This is a genomic window from Pseudomonadota bacterium (genome assembly GCA_026388275.1).
In the GTDB taxonomy this organism is placed as follows: Bacteria; Desulfobacterota; Syntrophorhabdia; order Syntrophorhabdales; family Syntrophorhabdaceae; genus JAPLKB01.
This window is the reverse complement of the sequence record JAPLKB010000027.1, coordinates 15,961-30,986: the sequence shown is the minus strand read 5'-3', so window position 1 is coordinate 30,986 and position 15,026 is coordinate 15,961. Positions and strand designations below refer to the sequence as shown.

The following is a 15,026-nucleotide window of genomic DNA, read 5'->3' as shown; positions in this document are numbered from 1 at the left end:
TACATTGAGGTCTTTTATAATCGGCAACGTCGGCAGAAAAGGCTTGGATATTTATCCCCCGTTGTTTATGAACGGCAATTTTATGCAGGAAGGAAGGCAGCATGAATATGATTGGTGTCCACTATTGACATCAGGGGTCAATGCGACGGTAACAATCTCACCTGTTTCTGCTACCTGCTGGAGAAACTCAATCAAGTTTGCCATATATCCTTCGTAGTCTCCCCTCATTCCATCATTAGTTGCTGCCTCAATTGATTCTTTGGAACCCAGTGGTTTTGGAAAAAAACTTCAAAGCAAGAACCATCGGTAATGTTTGTTAGGGTGGTCGAACCAAGAGAGGTGTCATCTTTCCACGACACTTCGTCCCCAACTTCAATTGAATCACCACCAAGAAGTTCAAAGACTGAAAAATCGTCATTTTCTGTCTGAACTCCAACCATACCTCGCCGTTCATTGATTGCGATGATGGTGCCTTTCACGCAAACCTCCTTGCGATTATATGTCCGACTATTAATCTACTGCGAGCAGTAATTTCTGAAATATTAGTATTTGCTGTTAGCTATGTCAATAATTATGTTGAACGAGTATAGACTGATAATATTCATAAATTCAAATAGATACCATCTATTTCAGAAAGATGATAACGCCAGAGGAATTTGCATTATATCATCAATATACCGATGTTATGTTGCATGCAGCAATTGCTTAGCCTATAGACAGGAGACACATGAATTTCACAAAAGAATTAAAAATTCCCATTTGTAACACTGTATCATCGATAGCACTGGAGGCAGTGTTTCATCCAAGGCAAAAGCCGTGTAGCTCGCATTACGGGAAGAATCTGTGTCCATACAAGAACCACGCAGCATTAAGTTCAGGCAGAGGGGCTTTTTTCAAGTGTGGAAGAACCGGATGAACCTTAAATTGTAAATCTCCATTTGCAGAATGTATCGTCCGGATGAGGGTCGGGAGGGGCAAAGATGCACTCGACCTTGATGTCAGGGTCAATCTCGTGGGCAAAGGCCGTAAATTCAGCTTTATGCATTTCCTTACATACGTATTCTCCGATGCCGCGATTTAGACGCGCTTCCTGTGTGGGGCAGTGGGGTACGGTTATGATCACTTCATTGTCCTTTTCTTCAATTTCATATCCTACAATGATTTTCCATGTAAAAAGTCTTAGGGCTTTTACAAAGCCTTTCAGCCCTTTTTCCTTAATGTTAAAACGCTTTACCAGGTCCTTTGCTGCCATTTGTGGTACACGCCCCCAGACCTTTTCATTGAGCCGTTCCGCTGTCGGTTGATCGAAATCTTCTGCCACATATAGAAACCAGAATGCATCGACAACCCTGTAATGCCAGAGAAGAAACTCAATATAGTTTCTCAGCTCAGGAGCTTCCATTTTGTCGATATCTTTTAAGTCCATATGATCCCCCTCAAGCATCTTCTTCTTTAAACGCCCTGCTTTTGATGTCATTGATGGATGTTAGAAGGTTTTTCCCTTCAAAGACTACTTTATACAGCGCCTCGGTGATAGGCATTTCTATATTTCGTGTTTTCGAGAATCTATATGCGGCCTTAATTGTGTAATATCCCTCAACAACAGTTTTCTGTGATTTTATAATTTCTTCCGGTTTTTTTCCTTTTGAGAGTTCTACCCCGAACATTCTGTTTCTGCTAAGCTGTCCATAAGATGTGAGTATCAGATCGCCTATGCCGGAAAGACCCATAAAAGTAGTTTCTTTTGCACCAATGGCCCTGCCGAGCCTTTTGATTTCTGCAAGGGCACGTGTTATGAATGCTGCCTGGGTATTAGTACCGAGGGCCAAACCTTCTATAATGCCGGCGCCTATGGCCATTACATTCTTCATTGCGCCGCCCAACTCTACACCGACAATGTCTTCACTTGTGTATATACGGAAATTATCATCATGCATATGTTTTTGAAAATATGAGGCAAGCTCGCTGTGTTTTGATGCCACCACAACAGAAGTGAATGCTCCCTGAGCGACCTCTTTTGCAAAGGATGGGCCTGAAAGAACTGCGATGCGGGTATTTTTATTGCCGAGGCATTTTTCTACCACCTCGCTCATGCGCAGCAGTGATTCTGTTTCAAATCCTTTTGTGAGGAGCAAAATATTTTTATTCAAAAGAGGGCGGGATACCTTTTCGATGGTCTCCTTTAAAGCAAAAGAAGGTGTTGCAATAATAATATCATCTGAATAATCTGCAAGTTCGGACAGGTTATCGGTAAAGCCAATCTGTTCAGGTAATGGAAAACCTTCCAGATAGTAACTGTTTATTCTCTCTCTTCTAAGTATTTCATAAAGATCCTTTTCAAAAACCCACAAAAGGACTCTGTAGCCTTTTCTTACAAGGTGCATGGAAAAGGCAGTTCCCCATGCACCGGCGCCGATTACTCCGATCTGTTTCTTTTTCATATTCATTATTATTTACTTAACTTATAAATGCCTTACATCCATGGTTTTTCCAAATCTAAAACCCGTAATACAGAATTACTTTTATTCCTCGATTGTAATTGCTGCGATTTCAGCCATTGCCGTCGTAACCACAGCTCCTACTATTTTTTCAGCATCCCTTAAATCCATAAGTTTTACTCCAAGACCGCCTCTCTTCTGGACAGGAATATCCTGAATTTTGAATCTTATTGTCCTTCCGGTATCAGTTGTAAGTAGCACTTCATCGTTTTCACTTACCTGCCTTAAGCATACAACTTCACCGTTTTTTACACCGCATCTTACGTTTATTATGCCCTTGCCGCCCCTTGCCTGTACTCTGTATTCGCTGCATGGTGCTCGTTTTCCATAACCCTTTTCCGTTACCGTAAAAACATTGCAATCCTGGTTGACAATTTCTACGGAAACCACCTCGTCATTTCTTGCCAGTCTTATGCCTCGTATGCCGTAGGCAATCCTGCCCATTGATCGTATCTCTTTTTCTTCAAACCTTATTGATTTGCCTTTTTTTGTAGCGATCTCAATTTCGTTTTCTCCTTCAGTTTCGAGTACTCCTATGAGACTGTCATCTTCCGGGAGGCTTATTACGCGTATGCCTGGAGCCCTTAAATGCTTCAGAGAGTCAAGACTTATCTTCTTTACCTGCCCTTTTTTTGTGACCAGGAAAAGATATTTGTTCTCTGAAAAATCTTTTACATGTGCTACAGCCGTTATCCTTTCGTTTTTATCAATGTTGACGAGGTTAATAATCGGTTTTCCCTTTGATGACATCGGGGCTTCCGGTATGGTATGGACTTTTACAATGTGCGCCTTTCCGGAGTTTGTAAAAAATATTATATAGGAGTGCGTAGATGCTACATACAGATGGTTTACAAAATCCTCTTCCTTTACTATTATGCCTATCTTTCCTTTGCCGCCCCTTGCCTGGTGTTTGTACTGGTCCAAAGGGGTTCTCTTCGTCCAGCCGCGGTATGTAATAGTTACAACGACCTCTTCCTCTTTAATCATGTCTTCTCTGGTAATATCAGGCAGTTGATCGACTATCTCCGTCAATCTGCCGTCGCCGTATTTTTCTTTTATCTCGATAAGCTCTTTTTTTATTACTTTCATGAGAAGCCCTTCATCACCGAGAATCTGTTGCAATTTTGTTATTTCTTCAGAGGTGCTGTTAAAGTCATCAAGAATCTTTGTTCTCTCAAGGGATGTAAGGCGCTGCAAGCGCATCTCCAGGATGCTTGTAGCCTGTTTTTCAGAAAATATAAAACGTTCTATAAGTGAAGCCCGCGCTTCCGGCACTGTTTTTGCTTTTTTAATTAGGATTATTACTTCATCTATATGGTCAAGTGCAATTTTTAACCCTTCAAGTATATGGAGCCGGTCCAAGGCCTTATTCAACTCAAAGGTAGATCTTTTCGTTACAATATCTTTTCTGAATTTTACGAACTCTTCTATCAACTGGAACAGGGTGAGAGTTTTAGGTTCATTATTCACAATTGCAAGAAAAATAATACCAAAGGTTGTTTGAAGCTGAGTATGCTTATAGAGTTGATTCAAAATGGGCTCACCCATCTCACCTCTTTTCAGCTCCATAACAATCCTCATGCCTTCCCTGTTTGACTCATCTTTTATGTTTGATATGCCCTCAATCCGTTTTGTGTTTATCAATTCAACGATATTTTCAATAAGGCGTGCCTTGTTGACCTGATATGGTATTTCCGTGATGACTATTGCCTCTTTATTCTCCCTTTTCTTTTCTATTAAGGCTCGCGCGCGCAGCATGATGTGCCCTCTTCCTGTTTCGTAGGCTTCCCGTATTCCCTGTCTGCCGTAAATAATTGCATGCGTGGGAAAATCAGGCCCGGGTATAAGCGTTAAAAGTTCATCAATCGTAATATTTGGATTATCAATATATGATATTATGCCGTTGATGATTTCCGTAAGGTTGTGGGGAGGTATATTTGTTGCCATACCTACTGCAATGCCGGAGGAACCGTTAACTAAAAGATTCGGAATTTTTGACGGCATTACCATGGGTTCAACAAGAGATTCATCATAGTTTGATTGAAAAGATACTGTTTCCTTTTCAATATCCTTCAGGATCTCTTCTGCCATCCTTGTAAGTCTGACTTCGGTATACCTCATTGCAGCCGGGGCATCCCCGTCTATGGAGCCGAAATTGCCCTGACCGTCTATTAAGGGATATCTGAGGGAGAAATCCTGTACCATCCTTGTAATTGCATCGTATACCGACTGATCTCCATGCGGGTGATATTTACCGATGACGTCGCCGACAACCCTTGCAGATTTTTTATATGGTTTGTCGTGCATGTTGTTCAAGTCGTACATCGCAAACAAAATTCTTCTATGAACCGGTTTTAAGCCGTCTCTGATATCCGGCAATGCCCTTCCTATTATTGTGCTCATGGCATAGTCAAGGTAAGACCTTTTCATTTCCTCTTCAATTGGGATATTTATTACAGATGTGTGCATTTAAGAAGCCTCCATTATCATGGTTTTTATTACTTTAACATAAACATTAACCTGTTGACAAATGGGAACGCATTGGTAGAAAATAATGTTATGAAAATTCTAATGGTTTTTGTGATTTTTTCTCTGATTATTATGGGATGCTTTTCTTGTGGTAAAGAGGTTAAAGGCTTGCAGGAAGAAATAAGACTCTTGAAAGAGGAGAATAATTTTTTAAAGGCCGAAAACATAGGACTAAAAAAAGAATTGGAGAAACTTTATAAAAAACTTGATGAAAGTATAAATTATGAAAGCAAAGAAGAGGGTAAATTGAAGCCTGAAACAAAAGAGGCTGAAAAACCAAAAGAAGCTATAAAAGTTGAACAGGGTGTTAAGAAGAAACCACGATGAAGTAACAAATGCGAAATATATCTCTTGTTGTTTCCTATGATGGGACAAACTACCATGGATGGCAATGCCAGCCTGATTTGATAACAATACAACAAACCCTGCAGGAAAGAATCGAAAAAATCGTCAACCATCACATTAAACTTTTTGCAGGAGCAAGAACGGACAGTGGAGTTCATGCGTACGGGCAGATAGTAAATTTTTTTACCAACAGCACTATAGAGCTTAAGGGGCTTACCAGAGGCTTAAACAGTCTGTTGCCCCCTGATATACGGATAAAGGGTGCAAATGTAGCAGACGATGATTTTCACTCACGGTATTCAGCAAAGAGCAAAATTTATATATATTCTATTTTAAACTCATCATTCAACTCTCCTTTTTACACGCGTTATGTTTGGCATATACCGTATGCACTCAATGTGCTGTCAATGCAACGCACAATCAAGCGGATTAAAGGATCTCACGATTTTTCTGCTTTTAAAAAAAAGGATATGTTATATCAAAGCCCGGTACGCGAAGTTTTACAGGCTGGCGTAAAAAGACGGGGAGATATTATATATATAGTAATAGAAGGCACCGGTTTTTTACGTTATATGGTGAGAAATATTGTCGGAACACTTGTACTTGTCGGATCAGGGAAACTTACTGAAAATGATTTCAAGGCGATTCTTGAATCTAATGACCGTGAGAATGCAGGCCCAACGGCACCGGCTAAGGGGCTGTTCCTGAGAAGGATAAAGTACTGAAGAGGGGAGTGATAAATTTGAAAAATACAAAAAAAAGGTCTAAAAAAACAGGTTTACTTCCCGGGACGCTTATTCATATCGGGGAGCAGAAAATAGAAAATACCAGGATTACGCTTATTGACTATGATGAAATGCAATTTAAGGAAACGGAAATTAGCAATATTGAGGAATGTTCTTCCTTTAAGGACAAACCCACAGTTACCTGGATAAACATAGAAGGCATTCATGATGTGGGGGTCATCGAAAAAACAGGTCAATGCTTTAATTTACACCCTCTTTTGCTTGAAGATATTTTGAATACCGACCAGCGTCCTAAAATGGAAGATTACGATAGTTATGTTTTTATTGTTTTAAAGATGATCTTCAATGATGATGCTCAGAGAGAAATAAAAACTGAACAGATCAGCTTAGTTCTGGGTCACAATTATGTCATTTCATTTCAGGAAAAGGAAGGGGGTGTTTTTGAGTGTATTCGGGACCGAATAAGAAACAACAAGGGGCGCATCAGAAAACTGGGGCCTGACTACCTTCTATATTCCCTGATAGATGTAACTATTGATAATTATTTTATTGTTCTTGAGCAACTTGGAGAAACCATAGACAGCCTGGAAGAAGAATTAATTAGAAACACCAACCCAGAAACATTGAGTTTTCTTCACAAGTTAAAGAGTGAAATGATATTTTTACGGAGATCTGTATGGCCGTTAAGGGAGTTGATTGGTTCTCTTGAGAGAGGAGAGTCTGCGCTTATACAAAAGTCAACACGCCTTTATTTTAGAGATGTCTATGACCATACGATTCAGGTTATTGATTCGGTAGAGACTTTCAGGGAAATGCTTTCCGGAATGCTTGACATTTACCTTTCAAGCATAAGCAATAAGACAAATGAAATTATGAAAGTATTGACCATGATCGCTACTATTTTTATACCGTTAACGTTTATAGTCGGTTTATACGGCATGAATTTTAAGTTTATGCCGGAGCTTGAATCCAAATGGGGTTATCCCGCTGTGCTTTTTCTTATGGTAGTGATTGCAGTTTTTATGCTGAAATATTTCAGGAAAAAGAAGTGGCTATAATTCCACTTCCAACTCAAAGCGCTATCATCGTTGGCTTCGTCATCTACGTCCTTTACATTATTCGTGGGTACCCGCCTGCGGGTGTTCCCTTGCCGCCTTGATTGCCCCGCAAGCTGCACGCAGGATACTTCATTGCATCCTTGATTTAGAATTGGAATAATAGCAGAAGGGGGAAGATCAGACGAACAAAAAAAGGCAGGGCTATTTGGCCCTGCCTTGATGATTATTAGTTGATTGTTATCCCAGATACTTTTCTTTTAATACCTGCAAGTCCAAGGAGACCTGGGGCAAGAAGATATAGAGCCGAGGGAAGAGGAACTGGCGCAGCCTTTCCAAACATCACATTGTCAAGACCGTTATATTCAGGGCCATCACGATACTCACCCCGAATATGAAAACCATTGAGGGAGGTCAGTACATTTTTGAGTGCTTCGTCGGTAACTCCCCATTCGGAGCCGACGAGCGAAACTGTGTACGTATTCCACGCTTGGGTCGGAAACTGGGTAAATACATGGGTAAGGGTAGTGCTGCCGCTGATAAGATCAACTGTTGGTGCGTAACCTGTGCCATTACCATCTATTCTCTTCACATCAAAGCTAATGCTGCCATTAAAGTCCGATAGCCTGTTACCAAGAAAACTTGCCGGTGCGGCATACGTGGCCCACGACCCATAAGCAAGGTCTTGCATCTGTGCAAATCCCCCGCCACCGCCACTGCCTCCTGCTTCAGAGTATGAAATGACACCGTCTTCGATCGCGCTCCAACCTTCGAGATTTTTGTCAAAAGTGGTGCTAGTTATAGCTGCCTGTGCCAGCGTCGCTATTCCCAATATCATCACTGCTATTAAAATCAACTTCTTCATACCTAACCTCCTATGATTTTAATTGTCATACAAACCGGCTGTCTATTTAAGACCCGTTACTTTCCGGCTCCCGTCACCAGTGGTTCGGCTTTTTCTATAATTATTTAACATCGTATAACAATTATAATTTATTGTATGTAGGATATGTACTACAATTTGAGTAGGTTAAATACGACAATTTATTGTAATATGGAGCGGGAGTTACTACCTTTGCCTTTTCACTTTTGAGGACTTTCAAGACTCATGAATATACTGATCTTCCTCCAAAATAATAGACACACCGAAAGGCCTGGGTATTATAATACATCAGGAGGTGTGTATAGCAGAGGGAAGAAGAAAGTTCGACAGGGAAATTTGAGGTTGAGACCGTTCTTATAATAGCAGAAGAAGGAAGATCAGACGGACAAAAAAGGCAGGGCCGAATTGACCCTGCCTTGATGATTGATCGTTTATGATTACTTTTTAAATCTTCTCCTTATTACTGCAAGTCCGGCAAGACCGGGAGCAAAAAGAAGCAACGCGGAAGGAAGTGGAACTGGTGCGGCTGTTTCCGCGATAGTCAACTCTACGCCTGACACGGTGCCATATGTTTGACCGCTGGACTGGACGATAAGCAGTTTCACAACGTCATCTGCCCCGACCGTCAGGTCAGTGAGGGTCTGGCCGGGATAAAGGGCATCAAGGAAAGCCAAGGCATTTGCCTTGCCGTTATGGTTTGCCTCGCTGATCGTCCCTGAAGCAAGGAGGGTGTCTCCGATATAGAGGTAAAAATCATTGCTCCTGTCCAGGCCGGGTTGGGCATACCAGATGCTCCCGGAAAGGCTGATGGTTCCTGCTTGAGGGGCTGTCCAGGTGAGGATCGACTTACCGTACGATCCGCCATTGCTGCTGTCCCAACTGTGAGTGTAGACGTTGCCGTCAGTGTCTTTCCACCATGCCGGCAGAAAGTTGCCCCTGGAATTCCCCATTGCAAAGAAATCAAATCCGTTAGAAAAGGGGTCTCCCGTGCCCTTTTGGTGGGGAAGAATCGTCGAGCCCTTCCATTCGGTCCAAGCTCCATTGGGATTATCTGTTTTGCTCCAATCGCTTTGCAGATTGTAGACAATGGGTGCGCTCATGGCCAGAGTCGGGGCCATTAGAATGATGGAAACAACTAATGCTGCGAATAACTTAAAAAAAACAAATTTCTTCATTTACAAACCTCCGCTTTTATCTCATGACATATCACAATACGTTTTTACGAAACTTTTGATAATACCAGTGTAATATCACAAACGTTTTCAAGTGGTGCCTGCCCGTCAGGCGGTATTTAATCTTGTGGTGGCTGTCGGACTGATGATTCAGGAATAATGCAAAACCAGTATCTTGCGTCCCACTGTTACGGTTGTTTAGCGTTATCATAATTATTTGACAACGTATAACAATTATAACTTATTGTATGTAGGATATTTACGACAATTTGTGTAGGTTAAATACGGCAATTATTGTAATACTTATGGAAGGATATATTGCACTCTTTAGATTTTTACTTGTGATCTTTCCCCAACCCCCAAGATAATAGACACATCGAAAAGCCTGGGTATTAAAATAAACCAGGAGGTGTGTATTGCAGGGGGAAAAAGAGAGTTCGACAGGGAATTTAAAGTTGAGGCTCTTCGGCTAATTGTAGAAGGGGGAAGGTCCGACGAATAAAAAAAGGCAGGGTCATTTGACCCTGCCTTAAGAATAATTCACGGATAGTTAACTATTAACCCTTTTTCTAAATCCTGCAAGCCCTACCAAACTGGAACCGAGCAGCCATACTGTCGGTGGGATAGGGACTGCAGTATAGTCATATGTTACTGTAATATTTCCGGAAGTAAAAGTACTCGTCCCACATTGACCATTACCAGGGCAACCCAGACCCACGTTTGAGGTAGCATTAAAGACAAAGGGAATTTGGCCGATGCCTTCAAATGTATTCAGTATGCTGGCCTCTGTAAACGTGTATGTCTCTGACTTGGAAATAGAGATAGTCGGGCCGATGGCGGGCACATTAATGGTCAGCGTGACAGGGTTAGTTTTATGGCGGAACCAATAGTCCCATTCTTCGTCTGTTTTGGGGAACGGGTCGGGGCTGCTGTTCTGGGCATAGAGGTTCATGGTACTGTACGAAATTCGCACATCTCCCGTCTGAGCCCAATACCCTGTACTGTTGCCTGTGGTATTTAAAAAGTAGTATGATCCGTTCAGATATCCTTCCAGAATAAAGGTCGCGCTGTTAAGCGTCCCCAAGGATGAATCAAACTGATTGACGTTAATGATTGTGTTGATTTGATTTGTTCGAACCACACCCGAAGTGAATGTTTCTGTCCATAACGCTGTCCTTCCTATTCCAGGAAACGCCATTACAGCAAGCATAATCTCTATAACTACAAAAACCATTCTTTTCATTTTCATGCCCTCCTGATGTTCTTTAGTTACCTCTCAAACCTTCCCATTTTAGAACTTCCTTTTCCTTTTATCTCTATCCTTATTTATCAAATTGATACATAACGTATTACAATGTTATATAATTGTATGTAGGATAAGTTATACATTGCGTGTAGGATAATGTCAACAGGTTAATGTAATCTTGATCTTCCCCCAAAATAATGGACACATCGAAAGGCCTGGGCATTACAATAAAACAGGAGATGTGTATGGCAGAGAGAAAAAGAAAGTTCGACCGGGGATTTAAGGTTGAGGCTGTTCGTATAATTGTAGAAAGGGGAAGATCAGACGGACAAAAAAAGGCAGGGCCGAATTGACCCTGCCTCGTGAATTTCATTGAGTGCTTTTATTTGATGAATCTTTTTCTCAAGCCTGCAAGACCAAGAAGTCCCGGAGCAAGAAGGAGAAGCGAAGGCGGAACAGGGACAGGGTTACTGCTGATGGGGATCAATTGACCTCCTTGTGCAAATGCATATATCTCGCCATTTAAGTATTCGTTGCCCTCAGCCTTCGCGAGGTAGTACATGTCCATGCCGTTGCCGTATATATTCGTGATCGTGCTGTTTGAGATCAGTGCACCGATGATGGATTCCACGTACTGGGCACCGCCCAATGTAGCTGTGTTGCCGTCAACAAGGTTAATGATTTCCCCGGTAATATCGAGGCTGCCCCAGGCAAAGTTATTATTATATCCCATGAGGCTTGCCCCCAGGTCGTTGCCTGCAAGGAAGAAGCTGTGCGATATACCACCTGATAAGGTCATGGATGAGAGGCGCGTATCCCAGAATGCTGTCTTAAGACTGTTGTTGATAAAGTCCCTGTTGAGATAGTAGAAGTCCTTTTGCCCCCCTGTAAGATAACCGGTCTCGCCTATAATGAGGTCCTGATCAAAGTAGTTGTGGGAAGGATCAGCCGAGTAGTGTCCATGTTCCGTATAGGTGCCGATGAAACGTACTGCCGTTTCTGTGATCTTAACGGTACCATAGTTCGTCATGTTGCCCATGACTGTGCGCACGCCGCTGCCGGTGAAATTAAAGGTGCCTGCGCTGTTGTTGGTGATGTTTGCCTCCAGGTTGCCACCGGAGTAATTGAAGGTATCGTTATTGACAAGATTCAGCGCCTTTAAGGTACCGCCGGAGAGGTTGTATATACCGCTTTTTCCGCCTTCCGGTTTAATGATCAGGTTGTCTGTCCTGAAAGTACCGCCTGCCTGATTGACCACGCCATCGCCCTTAAAGCCCACATATGCATTTTTTGCAGTAAGGCTTGCGCCGAGTCCGCTGTCGTTTAGTGTGATAGTACCTTTACCTGAACTCCCGTAACCGACATAGATATAATCGGCGCCTGCAACGCCGCCGGTCTGATTAAACATACCGGTGCCGGAATGACCTATGTACATGCGCGATGTTGAAAGAATAGGGCCGTCTCCGGTATCGCTCATTGTATAAGTGCCGGTGCTGCCGGCCCCGTAACCGATGTTGAGATTGGTTACCGAGTTTGTACTGCCTGATTGATTAAAGTTTCCAATACCGTTGTAGCCGATGTACTGGTATTTTGCTGAGAATTCACCGCCGGAGAGGGCGTAAGTGCCGGAGGAGCCAGCGCTGTAGCCGAGATAGAGTGAGCCGCTCACTGTGTTCGTGCCGCCGGACTGGTTGAAGGTTCCGGTACCGTAGTAACCGATATACTGGGTTGGCGCTGAGAGCTGACCGGTGTCGCTGAGGTTATATTTGCCTTGTCCGCCCGATACAGAACCGACATAAAGGGCGCTGCCAACTATGTTTTCACCGCCTGTCTGATTGAAGGTACCGGTACCGGAATGGCCGATTACCTGGATTGGTGCTGAGAGCTGACCTGTGCCGCTGAGGGTATAGGTACCCGAGGAATCTTTGCTATAGCCGAGATCAAGGATATTGCTTGCTATGTTTGTTCCACCGTACTGGTTAAAGGTACCGGTACCGTTGTAGCCGATGTACTGGGTTGGCGCTGAAAGCTGACCGGCATTCAGGTTGTATTCACCAATGGAACCTTTGTTGCCGGCGAGTGTTAGCCAGTAGCCCACTGTGTTCGTACCGCCTGTCTGGTTGAAGGTGCCGGTACCGAAGTAGCCGATGTACTGGTTTGAAGCTGAGAGCTGACCGGTGCCGCTGAGGGCGTAAGTACCTGAGGAGCCTGCATTGTAGCCAAGATAGAGTTCACTGCTCACAGTATTCGTACCGCCTGTCTGGTCGAAGGTACCGGTGCCTGAGTAACCGACGTACTGAGATGTCGCGGTGAGGGTTTTTGTATTGGCAAGAGTAAAAGAACCGTTTGTGCCAATACCATAACCTACATGCAATGTATCAACATCAATGGAGCCGCTGACGTTCAATGTGCCGCCGTCTATGCGAAGTTCACCGGCACCGCTTCCATTTATAATGCTCCCGCTGACGTTGAGTGTCCCGCCGGAGAGGGAGTAAGTGCCGGAGGAGCCTGAGCTATAGCCGAGATATAAATTATTGCTTACCGTATTTGTTCCGCCGGACTGGTTGAAGGTGCCGGTACTGCTGTAGCCGATGTATTGGATTGGCGCTGAAAGCTGACCTGTGCCGCTTAAGTTATATGTGCCCTGTCCGCCTGATGCAGAACCTACATAGAGGGAACTGCTTATTGTGTTTGTACCGCCTGTCTGTTCAAATGTACCGGTACCGATGTAACCGATGATTTGTGTTGGTGCAAAGAGTTCGCCTGTGCCGCTTAAGTTATATGTGCCTTGTCCAGCAATTCCAATACTGAGCGTGTTGCCCACTGAGTTCGTTCCGCCTGTCTGATTGAAGGTACCGTTGCCGGAATGGCCGATGTATTGGTATGGCGCTGAAAGCTGACCTCCACTCAGATTATAAGTACCGGAGGAATATGCATTAGTACCGAGTGCGAGCGAGGTGCTTACTGTATTTGTGCCGCCTGTCTGGTCGAAGGTACCGGTGCCTGAGTAACCGACGTACTGAGATGTCGCGGTGAGGGTTTTTGTATTGGCAAGGGTAAAAGAACCGTTTGTACCGGTGCTGTAACCCATATAAAGCACATCAACATCAATGGAGCCGCTGACGTTCAATGTACCGCCGTCTATGCGGAGTTCACCGGCGCCGTCTCCATTCACAATGTTCCCTTTGACTGTAAGTGTCCCGCCGGAGAGAGTATAAGTACCGGAGCCTGAATTATCGCCAAGATGGAGATTATTATACACCTTATTCGTACCGCCTGTCTGATTGAACGCTCCGATGCCATAGTAGCCGATGTATTGGTCTGGTGCTGAGAGCTGACCTGTGACTCTTAAGTTATATATGCCGGATGAACCTTCATAAGTGCCGAGGTAGAGGCTGTTGGTGATAGTATTGGTTCCACCGTACTGGTTGAATGTGCCGGTACCATTGTAGCCGATGTACTGGATTGGCGATAAGAGCTCACCTGTGCCGCTGAGGTTATATGTGCCGAATGAGGCTGCATAGGAGCCGAGATGGAGTTGACTGCTCACAGTATTCGTCCCGCCTCTCTGATTGAACGTTCCGGTGCCTCTGTAGCCGATGATTTGGGTTTGTGATAAGAGCTCACCTGTGCCGCTTAAGTTGTAAGTACCGGAGAAGCCTGAATTATAGCCTAGATAGAGTCCATTGCTCACCGTGTTCCAGCCGCCTGTCTGGTTGAAGGTACCGGCGCCGGAGTATCCGATGTACTGGTTTGGTGCTGAAAGATGGCCTGTATCGCTGAGGTTGTAAGTACCGGAAGAGCCAGCAGAAAAGCCGAGATATAAGTAGTCGCTCGTGTGTACTCCTGCGGAATGGTTGAACGTGCCTGTTCCGCTGAATCCGACATATACGCTGCTGGAGTTCAGAGTTCCTGTGGATGGGTTTGCGCTATCCTTGCTGAGTTCGTACATCCCCTTTCTTTCGGCAGCGGACCCGATGTAGAGATTGGCTACAGTATTGGTTCCGCCTGTATGTTTATAGATAGCAGTGCCGGTACCGTCGCCTCCCCAGCCGATATATTCACTGGCAGCCCTAATTGAATGGTTCATATAGGCAGGATTATTGGAAGCTCCCTGCCAGAGGCTCATATCGCCGCTATCCCTGGAGGTGATAATAAGGAAATTGAGCAATGGAGGAGAGTTCGGGTTAGTCGGGTTCGGATTAGGATTCACATAATAGACAGTGGAGTATTTTTCCGTACCATGGAGTTCCCCGTTGTAGGTAAGGATCACGTTATCGCTCTCTCCAGGTACGCCGGCAGGACTCCAAAATGCAGGGACACTCCAGTAGCTGGATCCGGCGATCCAGGTCTTGTCCGCTGCTTCCGCAAATGCACCTGTGAGTGTGATAACAAGAAAGAGAAGTATCGTCTTGATCCAGTACCATTTGGACATCGTATGGTTCATCATGGTCTTTCTACCCCCGCATGTTTTTATGTTTCTGTTTATTTATAGAATAGCTTCTGTGATGCAGGAACAGTCGGGCACTGATGTCTTTTTTGTTCCGTCATC

Annotated in this window: 12 protein-coding genes; 4 read left to right on the top strand and 8 right to left on the bottom strand. The window is 43.9% G+C overall.

Annotated elements, in window-relative coordinates; all coding sequences use genetic code 11:
- Positions 1-217 (top strand): hypothetical protein (locus NT010_07500; protein MCX5805896.1); only part of this gene is annotated, 217 nt, incomplete at its 5' end.
- Positions 218-224: 7 nt separating this feature from the next.
- Here the strand turns inward: NT010_07500 and NT010_07495 are convergent.
- The 4 genes from NT010_07495 to gyrA form a co-directional block, all read right to left on the bottom strand.
- Entirely contained in the window at positions 225-479 is a 255-nt protein-coding gene (locus tag NT010_07495; GenBank protein MCX5805895.1) for a hypothetical protein, read from the bottom strand.
- A 440-nt stretch (positions 480-919) separates the two neighbouring features.
- Positions 920-1,426, bottom strand: coding sequence for a DUF6125 family protein (locus tag NT010_07490; GenBank protein MCX5805894.1), 507 nt, complete (start codon positions 1,424-1,426; stop codon positions 920-922).
- A gap of 10 nt (positions 1,427-1,436) precedes the next feature.
- Positions 1,437-2,441 (bottom strand): NAD(P)-dependent glycerol-3-phosphate dehydrogenase, encoded by a 1,005-nt coding sequence (locus NT010_07485; protein ID MCX5805893.1) that lies wholly within the window; start codon positions 2,439-2,441, stop codon positions 1,437-1,439.
- Positions 2,442-2,522: 81 nt separating this feature from the next.
- Positions 2,523-4,967 (bottom strand): DNA gyrase subunit A, encoded by a 2,445-nt coding sequence (gene gyrA / locus NT010_07480; GenBank protein ID MCX5805892.1) that lies wholly within the window; start codon positions 4,965-4,967, stop codon positions 2,523-2,525.
- 72 nt (positions 4,968-5,039) lie between these two features.
- Here gyrA and NT010_07475 point away from each other — a divergent pair, with 72 nt between their 5' ends.
- From NT010_07475 to corA, 3 genes are read left to right on the top strand one after another with little or no spacing between them, the layout of a single operon-like run.
- A complete protein-coding gene (locus NT010_07475) occupies positions 5,040-5,354 on the top strand; it encodes a hypothetical protein (GenBank protein MCX5805891.1) in 315 nt (104 codons plus the stop codon).
- Positions 5,355-5,362: 8 nt separating this feature from the next.
- The gene (gene truA / locus NT010_07470) at positions 5,363-6,097 is read left to right on the top strand and encodes a tRNA pseudouridine(38-40) synthase TruA (GenBank protein ID MCX5805890.1); all 735 of its coding nucleotides are present in this window, start codon (positions 5,363-5,365) and stop codon (positions 6,095-6,097) included.
- An 11-nt stretch (positions 6,098-6,108) separates the two neighbouring features.
- On the top strand, positions 6,109-7,176 hold the full coding sequence (corA, locus tag NT010_07465) for a magnesium/cobalt transporter CorA (GenBank protein MCX5805889.1): 1,068 nt from the start codon (positions 6,109-6,111) through the stop codon (positions 7,174-7,176).
- A 226-nt stretch (positions 7,177-7,402) separates the two neighbouring features.
- Here corA and NT010_07460 read toward each other — a convergent pair whose 3' ends face one another.
- The 4 genes from NT010_07460 to NT010_07445 form a co-directional block, all read right to left on the bottom strand.
- Entirely contained in the window at positions 7,403-8,038 is a 636-nt protein-coding gene (locus tag NT010_07460; GenBank protein ID MCX5805888.1) for a hypothetical protein, read from the bottom strand.
- Between the two features lie 455 nt (positions 8,039-8,493).
- Positions 8,494-9,231 (bottom strand): VPLPA-CTERM sorting domain-containing protein, encoded by a 738-nt coding sequence (locus NT010_07455; GenBank protein MCX5805887.1) that lies wholly within the window; start codon positions 9,229-9,231, stop codon positions 8,494-8,496.
- A 547-nt stretch (positions 9,232-9,778) separates the two neighbouring features.
- Positions 9,779-10,471, bottom strand: a complete 693-nt coding sequence (locus tag NT010_07450) for a choice-of-anchor E domain-containing protein (protein ID MCX5805886.1) — start codon at positions 10,469-10,471, stop codon at positions 9,779-9,781.
- Positions 10,472-10,856: 385 nt separating this feature from the next.
- Entirely contained in the window at positions 10,857-14,924 is a 4,068-nt protein-coding gene (locus NT010_07445) for a hypothetical protein (GenBank protein MCX5805885.1), read from the bottom strand.
- Positions 14,925-15,026: the final 102 nt, after the last annotated feature.

Excerpts from the sequence above, each read along its gene's own strand:
- NT010_07455 (MCX5805887.1), bottom strand. The coding sequence starts at position 9,231 with ATGAAGAAATTTGTTTTTTTTAAGTTATTCGCAGCATTAGTTGTTTCC.
- NT010_07460 (MCX5805888.1), bottom strand. The coding sequence starts at position 8,038 with ATGAAGAAGTTGATTTTAATAGCAGTGATGATATTGGGAATAGCGACG.
- NT010_07490 (MCX5805894.1), bottom strand. The coding sequence starts at position 1,426 with ATGGACTTAAAAGATATCGACAAAATGGAAGCTCCTGAGCTGAGAAAC.
- NT010_07445 (MCX5805885.1), bottom strand. The coding sequence starts at position 14,924 with ATGATGAACCATACGATGTCCAAATGGTACTGGATCAAGACGATACTT.
- gyrA (MCX5805892.1), bottom strand. The coding sequence starts at position 4,967 with ATGCACACATCTGTAATAAATATCCCAATTGAAGAGGAAATGAAAAGG.
- NT010_07450 (MCX5805886.1), bottom strand. The coding sequence starts at position 10,471 with ATGAAAAGAATGGTTTTTGTAGTTATAGAGATTATGCTTGCTGTAATG.
- truA (MCX5805890.1), top strand. The coding sequence starts at position 5,363 with ATGCGAAATATATCTCTTGTTGTTTCCTATGATGGGACAAACTACCAT.
- NT010_07485 (MCX5805893.1), bottom strand. The coding sequence starts at position 2,441 with ATGAAAAAGAAACAGATCGGAGTAATCGGCGCCGGTGCATGGGGAACT.